This is a genomic window from Sodalis sp. RH16 (assembly GCF_047324245.1).
Lineage (GTDB): Bacteria > Pseudomonadota > Gammaproteobacteria > Enterobacterales > Enterobacteriaceae > Acerihabitans > Acerihabitans ligni.
In genome coordinates, this window is sequence record NZ_CP178737.1 from 3,990,862 (window position 1) to 4,009,573 (window position 18,712).

Sequence of the window (18,712 nt, forward strand, 5' to 3'; positions counted from 1 at the left end):
AATATCCAGTTATATTTTAAGGATTTTAAAGGGAGGGCAAGATGGTGCAGACAAGCCGCTCCGCCATGACCACACCCGGTCAGGGCGATGAGGAAGCCATTGCGGCAGGACAAAAGAACGGCAAAAGCGGCCATCGCGGCCGGGTTTTCGACTATGGGGAACTGCGCCTGCTGCTGCTGGCCATGCTGGCCGAGCAGCCCAGCCACGGTTACGAGCTTATCCATGAAGTAAAAGAGCGCTTCGGCGGTCTGTACAAGCCCAGTCCCGGGGTAATCTACCCGACGCTGACCTGGCTCTATGACCGGGGCTATACGGTTATCGATCTGGAGAAGGGCGGGCGCAAGCGCTACACCATTACCGACGGCGGCCGATCGTTTCTCGCCGCCAATAAAGCGGTGACCGAAATGCTGTTGGCTCGGGTGGTGCCCAAGGGCAACGGCAAATCCCCCGAGCAGATCGTCGATGCCATGGATCACCTCAAACGGGCCCTGAGTCTGCGCATCAAGCTGGCGCCGGTGGGCGAGGGGGTGGTGGAGAAAATGGCGGCCGTCATTCATGCCGCCGCCGATCAGCTCGAAGAGCTGCTCAATGCCCCGCCGCTGGGCGAGGCCACCCTTATGAGCGTTGCCGATATCGCCACTCCCAATGCCGATCGTTTCCTGCGCCGCCTGAGCAGCCACTTCCAGCACCGTACGCCGGTGGTAACCGATAAAACCAGCGGCCAGTTCCGGATGAGCATGGGCGAGGTGCGCATGGAGGCGATGGACGGCGTCTTCAGGATAACGGTCACCTCCTCCCGGCAGGAAAAACTGGAGGAGATGCAGGAGATCATGGTGCGCCACCTGGAGGAAGCGGCGGTGCGCGAGGTGCTGGAAGTGAATTGGCGCCAAAGCCGGACCATGCCGAAAGCGTAGGGCGGAATGGCCGGCGAGCCGCCGGCATGAGATGGTCTGCAAGAAGATTACGCGCTCAGTCTGTCCCGAAAATAGGCGGCCAGGGCGCCGGTGGCCTTCACCAGCAGGCCCACGTCGCTGCCCACCGCCACAAAGGTGGCTCCCAGCGCCAGATAGCGCTCCGCCAATTCCGGGTCGGCGGTGAGAATACCGGCGGCTTTGCCCCGGGATAAAATGCGTTTCAAGCCCGCTTCCACCGCGTCCTGTACCTCCGGCGCGCCGGGCCGGCCCAGATAGCCCATGTCGGCGGCGAGATCTGCCGGGCCGATAAACACTCCGTCCACCCCCTCGACGGCGGCAATGTCATCCAGATTCTCCAGGCCGGCGCGGCTCTCAATCTGCACCAGCAGGCAAATCTGATCATTGGCGGTCTGCAGATAATCGGGAAGTCGGTTAAAGGCTGATGCCCTGGCAAGGGCCGCCCCGACGCCGCGGATCCCGAGCGGCGGATAGCGCACCGCCCGCACCAGCGCACGGGCCTGTTCCGCGGTTTCCACCATGGGAATCAGCAGGGTTTGGGCGCCGATATCCAGCAGTTGCTTGATAAGCCAGGGCGCATCCATGGGGGCGCGGATCACGGCGTGGACGGGGGCGCCGGACAGGGCCTGCAGTTGGCCCATCAGCAGAGGTATATCGTTAGGGGCGTGCTCGCCGTCCAGCAGCAGCCAGTCAAATCCTGCGCCGGCGCAAATTTCGGCGGTGTAGGGGCTGGCCAGGGCCAGCCAAAGTCCCAGCCGGGGGCGTTTTTCCGCCAAGGCTTGTTTGAAGGTATTGATGGGGGCTGACATGGGAGACCTCACTGGAAAAAACAGCTGACGGTGCCGTGGGGGCCAAAGTCAGCGATGATAGTGTCGCCGCGGCGGGCTTCCACCGGACGGATAAACGAGCCGGCCAGCACCCACTGTCCGGCTTCGATGCTATCGCCATACCGGGCCAGGCGGTTTGCCAGCCAGGCAACGCCGCGGGCCGGATGGTTCAGCACCCCGGCCCCCAGTCCGGTCTCCTCCACGGCGGCGTTCCGTGAAACAATGGCGCCCATCCAGCGCATATCCACGCTGTCCGGCCTGAAGGACTGACTTCCCAGCACGACGCCGGCGTTGGCGGCATTGTCGGACACCGTATCCATAATGGTGCGGGTCCGGCCGGTGGCCGGATCTTTTCTCAGAATACGGGTGTCGAGGATTTCAAGAGCCGGCGCCACATAGGCCGTGGCGTTCAGCACATCGATAATGCCGACCCCGGGCCCCTTGAGGGGTGCTTTCATCACAAAGGCCACTTCCGCCTCGATGCGCGGCTGGATAAAGCGTTCCGGCGCAATGGCGGCGCCGTCCTCGAACAGCATGTCGTCGAACAGTACGCCGGAATCCGGGGTGTCGATGCCCAGGGCAGATTGCATGGCCTTGGAAGTCAGTCCTATCTTCCAGCCGAAAACCTTGCGGCCGGCAAGCATTTTCTGTTTCACCCAGGCCCCTTGGATGGCGTAGGCGTCGTCCAGGGTCATCTGTGGGTGCTGCAGGGAGAGCAGTCCGGTTTGCACCCGGCTCCTTTCGGCATGGTCCAGCGCTTCCACGGCGCGTTGGATCTGGATTTGGCTCAGCATGTCCTACTCCTCGTCGCTAACGGTGTTGCGCAACACGCCGATACCCTCGGCTTCCACCTCCACCACATCGCCCGGCCTGAGCCAGCGGGGGGGATCAAAGCGGGCGCCGGCGCCGGCGGGCGTACCGGTAATGATGATGTCCCCCGCCTCAAGAGTGGTGAAGGCGGAAATGTAGGCGATAATCCAGGCAACGGAAAAGGTCATGCGGCTGGTGCGGTCATCCTGACGCAGCTCGCCGTTTACTTTGGTGGTGAGGCGGATATCCGCGAGCTGGGCCGGGTCGGAATAGGGCACCAGCCAGGGCCCCATGGCGCCGGAGCTTTCAAAATTCTTGCCCGGGGTCACGTTGAATTTAGCGTGGCGCACCCAGTCGCGGACGGTACCTTCATTACAGAGCGTCAGGGCGGCGATATGGGAAAGGGCCTCGCCTGCGGCGATACGGCGGCCGCCCTTGCCGATGATGACGGCGATTTCCCCTTCATAGTCGAGCTGTTCGCTTTCCGGCGGCCTGAGCAGCGGTTGCAGGTGGCCGGTCAAAGACCTGGGAAAACGCACGAACAGCGACGGATAGTCCGGCGCGGCCTGGCCGTCCTTGTATTCGGCATTGCGGTTGGGGTAATTGACGCCGACGCATAAAATCTTACCTGGGTTGGGAATAGGTTTGTCAAACCGGATATCGTCCAAGGCGTGATCCGGGCTCATGCCCATGGCCTCGCCGGCCAGCAGCGGCAGGGCGCCGTCGGCGATGGCGTCCTTGAGCGTCGGCCAGCGCTTGCCGACGCGCTGATAAAGATTAATCACTCCTTGGCGGGTGACCAGGCCATAACCCGTATAACGGCCATTGGCCCAGGAGAAGGTAGCGAATTTGGGCTGCTGCAAAATAAGCCTCCATAGTGAGGTGCTGTACCGGTCAGGATCCGTGGCGATGCCATTAGGCATCCCCTCCCGCCGCCTGGCGGCGGGAGGGGCCTTTACAGATTGAACATGCGCACGGCGTTGCCGCCAAGGATGTCGGCCTTGTCCTGTTCAGAAATATCCAGTCCTTGTATGGTTTCGATTCCCTGGAAGAACCAGTCCTTACGGATGGGATAGGAGCTGCCGTAGAGGATATTCTTGCCGCCGATCACTTTTACCGCGGCTTCCAATTGGGCTTTGCCCCACTGCGGCGCGCCGGAAATATCAAAAAAAATGTTGTTGCTCAGATGATCCCGCAGATTGCCGGTGCCTGCCTGGAAGCGATCCACGGCGTCTTTGAACTCTTCTTTCTTCGGCGGCACCAGCATATCGGCGAAGGCATAAAAAGCCCCCCCCAGCATGGAGTGGATAAATTTCAGGTTGGGTAGTTCGTCAAACATGCCGCTGAACAGCTCGCGGCCTACGGCGGTTGCCTGGTCGATGCAGCGGCCGAACTGGCGGCGCTGGTTGGTATAGGGCAGCACCGAGTGATAATCCACCGGCAGCGGCGTGTGATGGACCACCGTCGTCACGTTAAGATCGTTGAGGTACTTGAGGTAGGGCCTGAATACCGGATCATCCAGGTAGATCTGGCCATAGTGGGCGACTATCTGCGCGCCGCGAAAGCCCAGCTCATTCAGGCAGCGGTCAACTTCGCGCAGGGCGCCGTCGGTGCCCCAGGGCGGCACCACCGCCAGGGCCGACATCTTGCCGTCGCTGCGTTTGACGTATTCCGCCATGCGGTCGTTGACCTTTTTGCAGGTCTCAAGATCCAGCCATTCCTGCCACACCGGCAAACGGAAAATAGCGTGGTCCACGCCGGCCTTTTCCATATCCGCGAGCTGGCTTTCCAACGTGTATTGGCCTTCAGCATAGTTCAGATTCTGGTAGCCCTTGGGTTGCTCAATGATAAGCTGGCGAAGATTTTTGCCTTCTATCTGCTCCACCCGGGTATGCACGCCGTATTGCTTGGGCACGCAATCGAGGAACGAGTCGAGCAGGTTCTTATCGGAGAACAGGTCGCCGGGCAGCCAGTGCATGTTGGAATCTACAATTTTGCTCATAACAACATCCTTTCTCTTGAGTGAATGACTGATTTACCTTTGGGAAATCCATTGAAATTTTTGTTTTATTGTTGTGTGTTAAAAACCGATTTGTATTTGCCGGGCTCAACGCCGTCTTTCAGGGTGGGAATCTTCATCCCCGCCTTGGCGTGGTATTCGCTGAATATGGACAGGGCCTCTTCGTACGGGAAGATGTTCTCGATGTCGTCGAAAGGCTTACCGCCGCTGCGCTCTTCAACGATACGGCGCACCACTTCCGGGCCTTCGCCGCGAGAGGCCATTACCAGCCAGTTCACCTTTTCGCGGCGTTCGGTTTCGTAGGCTTTGAGGGCTTGCGCCGGGTCGGTGATGTCGGCAAGCTTCTCAGCCACCACGCGGGCATCCACAAACGCCTGGCAGACGCTGTTGCCGCCGCGGGGATACATGGCGTGGGCGGCGTCCCCCAGCAGGGTAATGCGGCCGAAGGTCCATTGCGGCAACGGGTCGTGATCGATAAGCGGGAATAAATAGCATTCCCGTGCGTTGCGAATCATTTCGCCAATATCCAGGAAATCCAGTTTGCAGTCGTCAAAGACATGTTCGATGTCCTTAACGCCCGTCTCCTGGTTCCAATCCTCCTCGCTCTGGGGTTTCTCGTCCTGCTCCACCACCCAATTGATGAGCTGGCTGCCATTGCCGTCGACGTTATCCTGGATTGGATAGACTATTAGAGTGCCTTGGCGGATGGGATCGCCGATATGCAATATGCTGCCACCGGTCTTGATGGGGGGCATGACGGTGACGCCGCGATACAGCGTCAGGCCGGAAAAGAACGTGCGTTCTGACTCCGGCAGCAGCTTGCCGCGCACCACCGATCGAATGCCGTCAACGCCTATCACCACGTCGGCGCGCAGGCTTTTCGGCGCCGCGGCATTGAGGGCGTTGTCGAAATGGACGGTCACGCCGCCGCCGTCCTGCTCAAAGTCGGTGCAGCGGCAGCCCAGGGTAACCGCATCTTTGCCCAGCCGGTCCAGCACCGCCTGGTAAAGCATCATCTGCAGCCGGCCGCGGTGCACGAAGCGTTGATCATGTTCGTAGCCCATATAGCGACCGCACTGTTCGCTGAAAATCTGCTGGCCGTAGCCGGTGTAGAAGATCGACTCCCTGGCCTCCACCGAGACGGCCTTGAACTCTTCCAACAGGCCCATCTCGGTGATTTCCTTGACGGCATAAGGTTTGATGTCAACGCCGACCCCCAAGGGCTTGAGCTCGGGGACGGCTTCGTAAATCCGGGGCCGAAAACCCTTCTGATGCAGACGCAGGGCCGTGGCCAGGCCGGCCGGGCCGGCGCCGATGATGGCGATATCCAACATGATGGCTTCCTCTTGTGGTTTTTTGATAGGCGCTGTCTTGAAAGAGCGCTTGCTCAAGAAAGACAGGGCTTATGAAACACGTCTTTTATAAGACCAGGCACGGATGAAACTCGGCGCGGTCAGCTGTGCCCTTTAAGGGTTCCCCCCTCAGGGGCATTGCCGCCGGCGGGGACGCCGTAGCGGAGATCCCGCAGCCAGATGGGTATGCCCGTCAGGCATACCGCCAGGCCGGCGATAACCAGTATCGCCGAGGCATATGGGGTCTCGGCATTCTGCGCCGCAATGAACAATGGCGGCCCCAGGAAAACGCCCACCAGGGTGAGCTGGGTGATAAGACCGCTGGTGGCGCCGATGCTTTCACGGGAAGGGGCGACAACGGGCACCAGGGCCCACATGCCCACCAGCAGGCCGCTGCCGAACATGAATACCCAGGACGCCACAATGGAAAAGATAAAGCCCGTTTGCAGCGTATAAAGGGCCAGCCCCGACAGGCAAGCCAGCAAAAGGCCGGCAGACGCTATCGCAACGGCTCGAATGCCACGGTTCAGCAAGGCGCCCACCATCAGACAGCCGATGCCGTTGCATACCATGGCCACGGCGTTCCAATGGGCCACTTCCAATTCCCTGACGCCGTAAATCCTCGACAGGTAAGGCGTCAGGGTGGAGATCATGCCGGTTTGTAAAAAGGCGTCGGCGCCAAAGGAGATCCCCAGCAGATACGGCAGGGGGCTTTTCAATACCGTTCTGAGGCCCCGGGTGCGGGAGAACTGGTTTTTTTCCTCCGCCGTTCGGCGCGGCAGGCTTATCAGGGCCAAAAAAGCCAGTATCAGTGTTAGCGACGAGTGGGCGATAAAGGCGGCCCGCCAATTGCCGAAATGCGCCGCCAGACCCGCCGAGAGAAACGGCAACAGGAAGCTGGCGGGGACGAAGGTAGACCACAATGCCATGGCCATGGTGCGCTGCTTGCCCGTGGTGATGCGTATAAGCAGGGTAACGGCGGCCACCGCCGTCAGCACATAGCCGATGCCGGTGATGGCCCGGCCCGCCAGCAGCAGGTTGAAGGCCGGCGCCGAGACTACGCAGACGTTGCCGATGACCATAACCATGGCGCCGCACAGCAGCACGATGCGGTCACCGGCGCGGTCCACGATATAACCGGCCAATAAGGCGCCCAAGGCCACCATCAGCGACGGCAGCGACATAACCAGGCCAATCTGGCCGTGTTCAAAGACATGGAATTCCCGGGCGATAGAGCCCAGTTCGGTAACGGCCTCGCTCACGGTCATCGCGGCCATTACCCCCAGAGCGTAGGCCACCAGTATTCTGAAAATCGGACTCTTTATTAACGTCGCCATGATCTTTTATCCCCGTTGCTATTATCTGCGCCCGCTTTCCACCGCCGTATAGAGATCATGATAAGCAGCTGAAAGCGCTCAGCTCCGTTGGTACCCGTCATCGAATTATCCAGGCTATAGATCCCGGTGCGGGATGCTCATGCATCGCTGGCCATGCCAAGGAACCGCTCCAGCGTCGGCGGATCCACCTTGACGTCGGGTTGCTCGGGAGTGACGGACGTAAACGCCGTGGCTTCGGCGAACCACTTATTCTGTGCCGGCATGCCCCACTGATCAGCGCGCTTCGGGTTGGCCAGATCCCAGCCCACCGCCGGTTCCAGGTCAATGTGCTGATAGTGGGTATTGAACAGTTCGATACGGTGTCCGTCCGGATCGCGAAAATAGATAAACAGAGCGCCGCTGATGCCGTGGCGGCCGGGGCCGCGTTCAAGACGGGCCGCATACCCCAGCGACCCCGCTACGTCGCAGGCGCGGATCATGTCGTTGGTGTCGGGGAGGGTATAGGCGAAGTGGTGCAGACGCGGTCCCAGGCCATGGGTGAAGACAATGTCATGGGGATTGCCTTTGCGCTGCAGCCAGACTCCCCAGAGATGTTCGCCGCCGTCATCCGTCTTCGAGTAGGTGTATTCGCTGACGCGAAATCCCAGGGGCTGGTAAAATTGCAAGGCCTTGCGCACATCGGCGGCCTGAAGCTGATAATGGTCCAGGCGCTGGGCGCCGGCGCCCCGGTAGCGGTAATACTGCTTGAAGAGGCGCTCGCGCGGTTCCATGGCGGCGCACAGCTCCAGCGGAACGCCGATGCTGTCGGATACATGCAGTGTCTTTCCCTGAAAGGGCACCTCCACCAGCCGGGCTTCGATACCGCGGCTGCCGAAATAGTCACGCGCCTTGAGAATGTCGTCGTCGCTCTGGACCCGCATGCCGATGCGGGAACAAGTGTTGTCAGCTGATTTGCGCAGCACCAGGCTGTGGTGGCCGCGCTCCTCCAGACCCCGCAGGTAGACGGCCGAGGTGTCCTCGTCGCTTACCGCCAGGCCGGCGAGTTCGGTGTAAAAGTGCTTGCTGGCCTCAAGATCGCGGACGTTAAGTACCACGTGACTGGCCCGTGTCACATTAAAGGGCGGATTCAGGACCACATCGTCGATCTGCTGCATGATCTGCTGCATGGTTAGGCTCTCTCTTTCAGTGAATACAACGTCAGTTTTCGGATCCGGCGAATATCTCGGGCCGGTTCACCTTTATAGGGATATGGCGTTGCCACTACTGACTAAGACAACGCGCAGCGACGTTTTAAGATATATCGCGTAAGTAGATATATCTTATTATTCGGAACAGATTTTAGATCAAGCGCACAGAACGGGATTTTGTAGGATGATGTGGATGGGTGAGGAGGGTGCAAGGGAATGTGTGCCGTCGGGGGCGGGGGGTGTTCCCTGGATGAAAATTAAGCGCCTGGAACCTGTATCTCATGATTCCCTGTCTACGGCTGCTCAAAGGGAGGCCTGGTTATGAACAGCAAGGAATATATGTTGCTGCTGCTGCGCCGTTTGCAAGGCATCGGCGGCGAATCCGGCGGCGGGATGACAATGGTGGTTGAACATTCGCCTCCCGGCTGCCTTGTGGCGCCGGGCCCGTAAGCGTGGTCAGAAAGATTGGCGGCCTGAGAGGGCCGCCAGCCGTTATGCAAACAGACTACCGCCGATATAGGACCCCACGGGCGGGGCGGGGGGGACGAAAAATATCCCCGATCCGATATGGGAGATATATTCATTCAGGCCGTCGGAAGCACCCAGCTTGGTTTGCAGCGTCTCGAAGGCGGCCGGATCATTTTGGTAGCTGATAAACAGCAGTCCCGCATCCAGCAGCCCGACGTTATTGATGCCGTCAGTGTAATTGTATGAACGCCGCAGAATTTTCAAGCCGTTGTTATTCTCATGGGCGGCCAGCGCAATATGCGCGGTGGCGGGGATCACCAGGTTGCCGTCGGCGCCGGTCTTTTGAAAATCCGGCGTGTCGAACTCCTTGACGCCGGAGAGCGGGGCGCCGGAAACCTTGTGGCGGCCGAAGACGTCATTCTGGTTGCTGACCCGGTCGGTATCCCAGTTCTCGATGTGCATCTGAATCTTGCGCACCACCTGATAACTGCCATAGCGTTGCCAGGCCGGTCCATCCTTAATCCAGACAAATTTTTCAAAGTCGGCGGTTTCCATAATGTTGCGCGTCCCGTCTTTATATCCCAGCAGGTTGCGCGGGGTGGACTGGCCTTTACCGGCGGAGGCGCGGCCGAATCCCATCACCGTCCAGCGGGTTGACGCGGCGCCGGTATCCTTGGCGATACGGGCCAGATCGCGGATGGCATGATAAGCCACCTGGGGGTCGTCGGCGCAGGCCTGCAATGAGAGGTCGCCGCCGGTGAGTTCCGGCTTCATGGCATCGCTGGGCAATTGCTTGAGCTCGCGCAGGAGCGGGGGTTTATGCTGCGCCAGACCATAGGTATCGGTGAAGACCTTGAGCCCGAGGCCCACCGTCACCGTCAGGGAGGCGGGTCCGAGATCCAAGGCCTCGCCGGTATCGAAACCGACGCCATAATCCCGCACCGGTTCCACCTGTCCGATGGTTTGTCCTTTCGTCAACTGGGCGATGGCCGCCGACCAGCGCGCCAGCAGCACCTGCAGCTCGGTGCGCTGCGTGGTGGTCAAATCAAATGTCATAAAGAAGGTGTAGCGCTGGGGGGGCGTACGGATGCCCGCCTGTTCGGCGTTGCCGTAAAAGGCGTGGGACCGGGACAGGTCCACGCTGTCCTCCGAAGAGGACGGCACCGCTTGCGCGGCGCCTGCGTAGCTGGATATGCCCAGGGCGCCGACGACGGCGCCGCGGATCACATCGCGGCGTGAAAACTCCCCGGCCGGCTTATCGGCCGGGGCGTCTTTTTCACTCATAGCTTATGCTCCTTGCCTGCGGTGGCGACTTTTTCGGAAATTTTGGACAAGGGTTCCTGCAGGGCCTGGATGCTCTTGCTGAGTTTGGTGGCATCGGAGGCTTTCAATTGGTCGGTATAGAGTTTATAACCGCCGGGTACGCTCGGGTCGCGATAGGTTTCCAGCAGAGTATGCACGGCGGCAAACTGGGCGTTGACCTGTTTGGTCAGGTCGGGGTCAATTTTTTCCATACCGGGTTGCAGAAAAGCGAAGGCCTGCTGCGCCCCTTCGACGTTACCGGCGAAGTCCACCAGGTCGTAATGGCTGAAGGCTTCCTCTTCGCCGTTGATTTTGGTGGATTGTACCTCTTCAAGCAGGTCGGCGGCGCCGTTGGCGAGATCTTCGGGCTTGTAGTTCAGGGACTTCACGACATTGTCGAGCTTGATGACATTGGCTTGCAATTCGGCCGCCAGCTGTTTGGTCTCGTCGGTTATCTTACCGTTCTGGAACAGGTCACGTTCGATGGCGTGGAAGCCGTGCCAGCCTACCTTGGGATCAAGGTTGGAGGCGCGCATATCGATGAGGTAATCGAGATTACCCGCATTGTCGGTGGCTTTGAAGCCGGGCAGAACGAAACCGTCCACGTCCGATTCAACGCGTTCATAGAACGGACGGGCCTGCGGATAATCCGTTTTGGCCTTGTCGAGGTCGCCGGCGTCAATGTCGGTTTTCAGCCGGTCCACCGCCGTCTTCATATCATCCACCACGCCGTTTACGTAGGTTGCATAGCCTTTGGTGCCGACGGCGAGAATCGATGCCGTGCTGCCGGTGGGCCGCGCGGCGCTCTTGCCGGTGACTTTGAAGTTCACCATTTCCTGTTTGGCGCCGGGGCAATAAATCTGATAAGCGCCGCCGTCAAGGGTGAGCGTAAAGCTGACGGTGGGCAGCCCGGGGGCGAGATTCTCTTTCTCCCCCAGTATGCGGTTGTTGCTTTGCAGTTCAACCTCGGTGATGGAAGTGGCGGTCTTGTTGGTGACCGAGAAGGTCACCGGACCGGCCTTGGCGACGCTATGGTCGAGAACACAGGTGCCGTCATTGTCCCCGGTCATGGTGATCTTCACCTGGGAGACGCCGTTTTTTACCGGCGCCGGGGAAGTATCCGCTAAGGCATCAATGGAATAGATGCCGCTGGAAAACAGGATAAGCGTCGTAAGACCGGCAGTGGCGATGAACGGACGTGACGGAAGGTGGGTACGCGGCATGTGTTGCTCCTTTATTAATCGAGATTATCGGCATTAAGACTGCACGGTGGTTTTGAATCGGCGGTGTCGGCTTTGGCGACGCGGCACAGCCGGATTAGAATACGGCCGGCGGAAACAATAAGGAGGATCGCGGCGATAGCCAGCGCGACCGGCACGGCGACCGCCCAGAACTGCCGCTCATCCCGCGCGGAGGCAAGAAGATTCAGCGCGGCGACGGCCTGGTCCCGGTAGGCCTCCTCCACCTGCCAGTGACAGGCGGAGGAGGGGGCGCCGGTATCGTTGATCATCAGCGTACGAGGTGTCTGAAGACCGCTGCCGGACAGCGTGAGTACGTTACTGGCGCTGGTGTTCGCGTCCAGCAGCACGCCATCGGCAATCCAGACCCGCGTGGAGCAGTTCATCGACAGATCCGCGCGGTAAGGCCCCGGATGCTGCTGGGGATTGAGACCGATGGGGATCCGTCCGCCATTAAGGGCGACGACGTCATCGAGACTTACCGAGGAGGGCGAATCCGGCATCCGGCTGGCGTCGCTAAGGGTCCATACGGAGGCCTCGATGCCTTCATAGTTCTCCTGCTGGCGTTGGTCTAACCGTAAGATCAGCGTTTTCTTTTGCCCGTCGCGGGTAGAGATTTCGAGGGTGGCCGGTGAATCCGCGGATGCCGCGTCCAGGCGAAGGGTGCCGATGGGCTGGGGATCGGCGTCCGCCACGGCGACTATCGTGGCCTGGTCGGCTATAGCGGGACGGGGTTCCGGATAAAGCAGGAACATAGCCAGCGCCACGGCGGCGAGCGCGGCGGCGGCGGTGATCCGGAGCCGGGCGGATAAACGCGGCCCTGGACGCAGGGATAACGGCCAATAGACAAACAGGGCGACGGCGATGAGATAAATCAGCCAGCCCGCGACCTCAATCTGTCTGGGGTCAGCCGGTATACCGAGTACGCCGGTAATCAGCGCCGACTGTATGGTGCCGGGGGCAACGAGCCATGACAGGTTCAGCGCCGTCTGCTGGCCGACATTCAGCCAGCCGGCTTCATGGGCCGTGCGCAGGGAAGAGATCACCAGCCCGGCGGCCACCAGAATCAGGAAGGCGCCGGTAAGGCTGAAAAAGCGTGAAAGATTGATTTTCACGCCGCCGATATAGATGCCCCAGCCGATAATAACGGCCATCAGTAGTCCGATCACGGCGCCCACGACGGCCATTTGCGCCGATTGCGCCACCGAGAACGTCGCCAGCAGGAATACGCTGGTTTCGAAACCCTCTTTCAACACCGCCAGGAACGCCATGCTGGCCAGGGCATAGGCACTGGCCTGGCTTAAGGCGTTCGCCGCTTCCGCCTCCAACTGCTGTCGCATGTTGTGCGCGTGGGCATTCATCCAGGCTATCATGCCGGTGACGAAAAAGATCGCGATGCCGCCGATAACCGACTCCATACCTTCCTGGCGGGCCTGGGGCAAAGACTGCTCGGCCAGGTCCAGGGCGACGCCGACGATGATGGAAAGTATCACCGCTAAAACAACGCCTATCCACATGGCCGTCAGGCGTTTCCCGTTCTTGCGCAGAAACGCCGCTATAATGCCGACTATCAGCGCGGCTTCCAGGCCTTCACGCAGGCCTATCACGAGAGTGGCTAACGTTTTGGACCTCTTTCAATTATTTTTAGGGGTAAAATACGAATGAATATTAATACCATTAACATTCAAAATCAGGAAGTAGAGATAACGTGAAGAGTAATGAAACACATCGTAAAGTGTAAAGAAATGTGTATAAGCCATTCCGGCGGACGAACTGCGCTCGCAACGTGGCCGCCGGGTTGTCTTATCTGGACGCATGAATGTGTTTGACCGGCATGCCGGCCGGTAAATATCAGCGATCGTGCAGCAACAGCTCGCCGTAGCCATACCTGCGGGTGCGCTCAAGGGTGGCCATGACGTCACCATATGAGCCTTCGATTGCCGCCGGCAGGGTTTGATTTTTCAGCAGATAGCCCGTCAGCGCCGCGCTGAACAAATCTCCGGTCCCTTTCGGGTAAATGGCGATGCGCGGGTGCGAAAAGACCTGCTCCTTTTGCCGGGTCACCATAATGACGCGCAGTTCATTTTCACTGCCGCCGCTGCTCCCCGGCGCGGCGCTGGTGACCACGACCCACTGCGTCCTGCCGGTAAGCAGCGTCCGGGCGGCGGCAATCACGCTGTTTATATCGGTGATTTGCCGTCCGGTTAACAACTCAAGCTCAAAACAATTGGGCGTCATACCCCGGGCCAGGGGCAGCAGACGGTCAAGGTAGGCCGCCGTCATCAGAGGATTGACGTAGATGCCGGTATCGTAATCGCCGATAACCGGATCAATGATGACCTGTATATCGGGACGGACGGCGATAAGGCGGGTTAACCATTCGGCCAGAATCCCGGCCTGTGAGGGGCCGCCCATGTATCCCACCAGGATGGCTTTGGCCTGCTCGGTGACGCCGCGGTCGTGCAGTCCCTGCAAATAGCCGCTGAACCAGTCATCCGACAGCGCGCCGCCGTAGAGGGTGGGATAATGCGGAGTATTGCTGAACATAACCGTGGGAACAGGGACAACGTTCAACCCCATTTTCTGCAGCGTCGGGACGGCAACGCTGTTGCCCACGCATCCGTAGACGACCTGCGACTGGATGGATATCACATCAACAGGCAGGGTTTTCAAAGGCTCGGTCATAATAAAAATAAAGGCTCCGATGACAGGAAGCCTTATTGTAATGCCGTTAGCCTATTAACGATATACCCGCCATTCTTCAAGTTGCGCATGTGTCGGCAATACTCGGCTCATCCGTAAGCATCGCCCCTTCGGGGCAGCTCCAAGCAACGCAACAATCCGGTGCATGGGGCCTATGATCCCTTTGGCCGTTATCCGCTGGTGCGAAAGGCGGATTCTATTCTTTGCCCGGAGATAGCAAGGCGATTTCCTCTCGTCGTATGCGCTCCAAATCTTCCTGCCTGCGGCCCAGCCAGAAACTCAACGCCAGCCACAGGGCGGAAAGGGGTATGGCCAGGATGGCAATACCGGTGATGCTGAGTCCCAGGGCAAGCAGCCCGGCATAGGACCAGCCGGCCAGCTGATCGCCGCTGCGATAGACAACGGTATCGATAAAGTTTTTTGTCTTGTAGCGATCTTCCTTGGGCACGGAAGTGAACAGAACTTCCCTGGCCGGGCGGGCCAGGGCAAAGTTGCTCACCCGCCGCGCCACCTGTACCGCCACGAATACGCCGACGGCGGGGGAGGCCGATAGCACGGTAAATCCCGCCACGCTGAAAAGCGGCAGCGCGCACAGTGTCACCGCAACCCCGGCCCATTTCATCAATCGTCCGGTAATAAAAAGCTGAAATACCAGCGTGACCACGTTCACCCAGAAATCGATATCGGCAAAGAAGGCCGTACGCGCCCCGCGATCGGCAAAATGCGCTGCGGCGATGGCCGCCTGCTGAAAATACAGGATGGTAGAGGTGGTGGAGTAAAAAAGAATGAAAAAAGCGATACCCAGTAGATAGGGCGAACGAAAAGTGTGCGTCATCCCCGTGAAGATGCCGCCGCCCACGGGTTTGCCGGGATCGTCGCCGGGCAGCGGCCGTCTGAAGGCATCGTTTAGCCGCGACAAACGCCTTGAGGCGAATACCGCCACCTCGAGAAGCACCAGCGAAGCGAACAGCAGGGCGCTTTGTCCCAGCTTCTCCACAAAGCCGGACGTCAGGGCCGAGCCCGCGATGCCCCCGAGCGTGGCCCCCCCGGCCAGGAAACCGAACAGCCGCTTGCCTTGCTCCGCGTCAAACACATCCACGATGAAGGACCAAAACACCGACACCACAAACAGGTTGAATACGGATACCCAGATGAAGAATATCCGTCCGATCCAGACATGTTGCGCCGGCGTGGCCAGGGCCAGCAGCAGCATGAAAACCACGAGATTCAGCATAAAGAAGCGGTAGGTCATGGCGATGAACTTCTCGCGCGGCCAACGCCGGACCGCGAAGGCGAAGGCGGGGTTCGTCACCAGCATGGCCAGCAGCGTGCCGGTGAAAAGCCAGGGCAGATTCCGCACGCCGCCGGCAACGCCGAGTTCATCCCGGATTGGACGCAGCACATAGTAGGCCAGGAACAGGGCGAAAATATAGAGCCAGGACCAGGCCAGCATGCGCATCTCCGCCGGGCGGACGTTGATGAAGCGCCGGGGTTGCGAAACGAGCCGATTCAACAGGCCGGATACCCTGGTTTTAAAAGGCATTATGCTATTTACCCTCTGTTTAGCCTTTGGTCAAAAAGCCTGTGCCAGTTCGTTGACATCCTGTTCCGTCAGCCGCAGCGACAGCGCCAAGGCATTTTCTTTCACATGATCCGGCGAACCGGATTCAGGAATGGGAATGACATGCCCGCTGCGCATCGTCCAGGCGAGGGCCACCGCGGCCGGGCCGACCTGGTGCCTGGCGGCGACCTGCCTGAGGGTGGTATTGCCCAGGAGTCCGCCGGTCATGCCGAGGGGCGAATAGGCCATAATCGGCATTTTGTGCTGTACGCACCAGGGAAGCAGATCCCCTTCGATGCCTTTTTGCGTAAGGTTATAAAGCACCTGGTTGGTGGCGCAGGCATTGCCGCCGGGAACGCGGAACAGGTCTTCCATATCCCCAACGTCAAAGTTCGACACCCCCCAGTGCCGGATGCGTCCCTCCGAGCGCAGGCTTTCGAAGGTATTGACCACCACGCCGAGATCCGACACGCCGCCGCGCCAATGGAGCAGGTAAAGGTCCAGATAATGCGTGCCCAGCCGGGCGAGACTGGCCTGGCAAGCCTGTCGGATCCCGTCGGCGGTCGTGGCGTGGTAGGGCAGGACTTTGGATACCAGAAACACCTTGTCGCGCTGCCCGGCGATGACGCGTCCGATCAGCCGCTCGGCGCTGCCGTTACCATACATCTCGGCGGTATCAAGGAGCGTCATACCCAGTGCGATGCCGGTTCGCAGGGCATTCTCCTCCTCTTCGGCCGGGTGGCGGCCCTGGGCCAGATGCCAGGAGCCCTGGCCCAGGGCCGGCGCTTTACTGCCGTCCGGCAGCGGCACGCCGGACCTCTCCGGCTGCGCCATCGCCCGCCCGCCCAGCAGGCTTATGGCCGCGCCCGCCAGGCAGAATTGCCGTCTTGTGAGACTTGCCATCCCATCACCCCCTGCGTTAAACGTTAACCGGGATTCGCCTTAATGAGAGGGATATTATCCCCGGCAGGCATCTCTTACCACTATAGGAAAACGTCGGCGCATGTGCTGCCGTTTTTACTAAAGCAGACTATGGAGCCATTGAAACAGCGCCGGCAAAGGATACAATTCATACAAATCGTACCGACGCGGACAGTAAAAAAATTGTATGAATGAACGGATAGCGGACGATATAAACGCCGGACATAGGCAATCCCGCGGCAATATTGCCGCCGCCAGCGGGCGGTTAGGCATCAGGCGGGGGCTGGTTTTATGCATCATGTTGCTTTTTTTGCCAACGCCGGTTTGCGTCGCAAAGCCGGTGCCGGCGTTAGCGCCGCTGCTCGATGAGGCGCAAGGCCTCCGGCCGCTTGAGACAGTGCTTGTCTCCTGGCAAGGTGATGTTGTTGCCGAGCGCGGCTATCGCGGCCATTCAACCACCGCGCCCACCGATATCAAGTCAGCATCGAAATCGGTGATATCGGCCCTGGTGGGCATTGCCATCGATAAAGGTTTTCTCACCGGCCCCAATCAGGCGGCGGCGCCGCTTCTGGCGGACCAGCTTCCCGCCAGACCCGACCCCCGCCTGCGCCGGATAACCATCGGCAATCTGCTGTCTATGCAGGCCGGGCTGGCCTCCACCTCCGGTCCCGGCTACGGAGCCTGGGCCCACAGCCGGAACTGGGTCCGGGCGGCGCTGGCCCGGCCTTTCGCAGACTCCCCCGGCGCAGGCATGATCTATTCCACCGGCTCCACCCATTTGCTGTCGGCTATCCTTACCCGGCGAACCGGGCGCCCTACGCTGCAATTGGCGCGCGAGTGGCTCGGGCCGCAGGACGGTTTCGCCATTGCCGGCTGGAAACGCGATCCGCAGGGAATATATCTGGGGGGCAACGAAATGGCGATGAGCCCGCGTTCGCTGCTGGCTTTTGGCGAACTTTACCGTAACGGCGGAGTAGCGGCTTCAGGCAAGCGGCTGATATCACAGGCATGGATTGACGCGTCTTGGCACTCCCGCACCCAATCGCCCCATACCGGCGATGGCTACGGTTACGGCTGGTTCCAGACACAGATTGGCGGCGAGGAGGTGCATTACGCCTGGGGGTATGGCGGCCAGATGCTGTATATCGTGCCGCGCCTGGCTCTGACCGTGGTGATGACCTCTGACGACACCGCCCCCGCCGCCCGTACCGGGCATCGGGAGAGCCTCACTCAGCTGTTAAGCGGGATTATCGGCGCCGTGCGGCAGGCCGGATAACAGTGCGGCTTAGCGTATCGGCCTACAGGAGTTCATTGAACTTTGCCAGCCACTGCGGATGGGCCGGCCAGGCCGGCGCCGTGACCAGATTATCGTCCACATAGGCCTGGTCGATGCCGATATCGGCAAACTGGCCGCCGCTCAAGCGAACTTCGGGCGCGCAGGCGGGATAGGCGCTGCAGGTTCGTCCTTTTAATACACCGGCCGCCGCCAGTATTTGCGGTCCATGGCATACGGCGGCGATGGGTTTACCGGCGGCATCAAAATCCTGCACCAGCTTTATCACATTCGGATTCAAACGCAAATATTCCGGCGCGCGTCCGCCGGGGATAACCAGGGCGTCATAGTCCTGCGCCCGCGCTTGGGCAAAATCAGCGTTAAGCACAAAACGATGGCCGGGCTTTTCGCTATAGGTCTGCGCGCCGTCAAAATCATGAATGGCCGTTAAAACATAATCGCCTTTACGTTTATCGGGACAGACGGCATCCACGCGATGGCCGACCATCTGCAGCGCCTGGAAAGGCACCATGGTTTCATAATCTTCGACGTAATCGCCGATCAGCATTAAAATTTTTTTCGTTGTCATGATGAGAGCTCTCTGGATAGGCACAGGAAGGGCATTGCCGTACAGACCATGCCAGACAGGCTGCCAACGACGTAATCAGACTCGGTTATGGAATAGGCAGTCTTTGCTAAAAATAGCCTATGGACGGTTAAAATACCACGCCGACGCATTTAACAATGGAGTTATTATCAACACCTATTACATGGTGAAGTT

Annotated in this window: 17 protein-coding genes; 3 read left to right on the forward strand and 14 right to left on the reverse strand. The window is 59.7% G+C overall.

Annotated features, from left to right (window positions below):
• Positions 1–41 precede the first annotated feature (41 nt).
• A complete protein-coding gene (locus ACL2XJ_RS18320; RefSeq protein ID WP_413724042.1) occupies positions 42–914 on the forward strand; it encodes a DUF2218 domain-containing protein in 873 nt (290 codons plus the stop codon).
• A gap of 47 nt (positions 915–961) precedes the next feature.
• On the opposite strand, the gene hpaI is transcribed toward ACL2XJ_RS18320, so the two are convergent.
• The 7 genes from hpaI to hpaD form a co-directional block, all read right to left on the reverse strand.
• A complete protein-coding gene (gene hpaI, locus ACL2XJ_RS18325) occupies positions 962–1,741 on the reverse strand; it encodes a 4-hydroxy-2-oxoheptanedioate aldolase (protein WP_413724043.1) in 780 nt (259 codons plus the stop codon).
• Between the two features lie 8 nt (positions 1,742–1,749).
• Positions 1,750–2,553 carry a 2-oxo-hept-4-ene-1,7-dioate hydratase gene (gene hpaH, locus ACL2XJ_RS18330; RefSeq protein ID WP_413724044.1) on the reverse strand — a complete coding sequence of 268 codons (804 nt, stop codon included), beginning with the start codon at positions 2,551–2,553 and terminating at the stop codon, positions 1,750–1,752.
• A gap of 3 nt (positions 2,554–2,556) precedes the next feature.
• Positions 2,557–3,432: a fumarylacetoacetate hydrolase family protein gene (locus ACL2XJ_RS18335; protein ID WP_413724045.1), complete on the reverse strand. Its 876-nt coding sequence runs from the start codon at positions 3,430–3,432 to the stop codon at positions 2,557–2,559.
• A 92-nt stretch (positions 3,433–3,524) separates the two neighbouring features.
• Positions 3,525–4,571 (reverse strand): amidohydrolase family protein, encoded by a 1,047-nt coding sequence (locus ACL2XJ_RS18340; RefSeq protein WP_413724046.1) that lies wholly within the window; start codon positions 4,569–4,571, stop codon positions 3,525–3,527.
• Positions 4,572–4,636: 65 nt separating this feature from the next.
• Positions 4,637–5,923, reverse strand: a complete 1,287-nt coding sequence (locus tag ACL2XJ_RS18345) for an FAD-dependent monooxygenase (RefSeq protein WP_413724047.1) — start codon at positions 5,921–5,923, stop codon at positions 4,637–4,639.
• A 119-nt stretch (positions 5,924–6,042) separates the two neighbouring features.
• The gene (locus ACL2XJ_RS18350) at positions 6,043–7,278 is read right to left on the reverse strand and encodes an MFS transporter (RefSeq protein WP_413724048.1); all 1,236 of its coding nucleotides are present in this window, start codon (positions 7,276–7,278) and stop codon (positions 6,043–6,045) included.
• 137 nt (positions 7,279–7,415) lie between these two features.
• A complete protein-coding gene (gene hpaD, locus ACL2XJ_RS18355; protein WP_413724049.1) occupies positions 7,416–8,444 on the reverse strand; it encodes a 3,4-dihydroxyphenylacetate 2,3-dioxygenase in 1,029 nt (342 codons plus the stop codon).
• Positions 8,445–8,786: 342 nt separating this feature from the next.
• Here hpaD and ACL2XJ_RS18360 point away from each other — a divergent pair, with 342 nt between their 5' ends.
• Complete coding sequence (locus ACL2XJ_RS18360; RefSeq protein ID WP_413724050.1) at positions 8,787–8,915, forward strand: hypothetical protein; 129 nt, start codon at positions 8,787–8,789, stop codon at positions 8,913–8,915.
• A 42-nt stretch (positions 8,916–8,957) separates the two neighbouring features.
• Here ACL2XJ_RS18360 and ACL2XJ_RS18365 read toward each other — a convergent pair whose 3' ends face one another.
• From ACL2XJ_RS18365 to ACL2XJ_RS18390, 6 genes are all read right to left on the reverse strand, one after another.
• Positions 8,958–10,217: a Dyp-type peroxidase gene (locus ACL2XJ_RS18365; protein ID WP_413724051.1), complete on the reverse strand. Its 1,260-nt coding sequence runs from the start codon at positions 10,215–10,217 to the stop codon at positions 8,958–8,960.
• The gene (gene efeO, locus ACL2XJ_RS18370) at positions 10,214–11,458 is read right to left on the reverse strand and encodes an iron uptake system protein EfeO (RefSeq protein ID WP_203521912.1); all 1,245 of its coding nucleotides are present in this window, start codon (positions 11,456–11,458) and stop codon (positions 10,214–10,216) included. Before efeO ends, ACL2XJ_RS18365 begins: the two co-directional genes overlap by 4 nt.
• 14 nt (positions 11,459–11,472) lie before the next feature.
• On the reverse strand, positions 11,473–13,080 hold the full coding sequence (gene efeU, locus ACL2XJ_RS18375) for an iron uptake transporter permease EfeU (RefSeq protein ID WP_413724052.1): 1,608 nt from the start codon (positions 13,078–13,080) through the stop codon (positions 11,473–11,475).
• Between the two features lie 244 nt (positions 13,081–13,324).
• Positions 13,325–14,158, reverse strand: a complete 834-nt coding sequence (pdxK, locus tag ACL2XJ_RS18380; RefSeq protein WP_132922222.1) for a pyridoxine/pyridoxal/pyridoxamine kinase — start codon at positions 14,156–14,158, stop codon at positions 13,325–13,327.
• 214 nt (positions 14,159–14,372) lie between these two features.
• The gene (locus ACL2XJ_RS18385) at positions 14,373–15,719 is read right to left on the reverse strand and encodes an NTP/NDP exchange transporter (protein ID WP_413724053.1); all 1,347 of its coding nucleotides are present in this window, start codon (positions 15,717–15,719) and stop codon (positions 14,373–14,375) included.
• Positions 15,720–15,749: 30 nt separating this feature from the next.
• A complete protein-coding gene (locus tag ACL2XJ_RS18390; protein ID WP_413724054.1) occupies positions 15,750–16,640 on the reverse strand; it encodes an aldo/keto reductase in 891 nt (296 codons plus the stop codon).
• A 205-nt stretch (positions 16,641–16,845) separates the two neighbouring features.
• Between ACL2XJ_RS18390 and ACL2XJ_RS18395 the strand changes: the two genes are divergently transcribed.
• Positions 16,846–17,934 carry a serine hydrolase domain-containing protein gene (locus ACL2XJ_RS18395; RefSeq protein WP_413724055.1) on the forward strand — a complete coding sequence of 363 codons (1,089 nt, stop codon included), beginning with the start codon at positions 16,846–16,848 and terminating at the stop codon, positions 17,932–17,934.
• Positions 17,935–17,956: 22 nt separating this feature from the next.
• Here ACL2XJ_RS18395 and ACL2XJ_RS18400 read toward each other — a convergent pair whose 3' ends face one another.
• Positions 17,957–18,520, reverse strand: a complete 564-nt coding sequence (locus ACL2XJ_RS18400) for a DJ-1/PfpI family protein (RefSeq protein WP_413724056.1) — start codon at positions 18,518–18,520, stop codon at positions 17,957–17,959.
• Between the last annotated feature and the right edge of the window lie 192 nt (positions 18,521–18,712).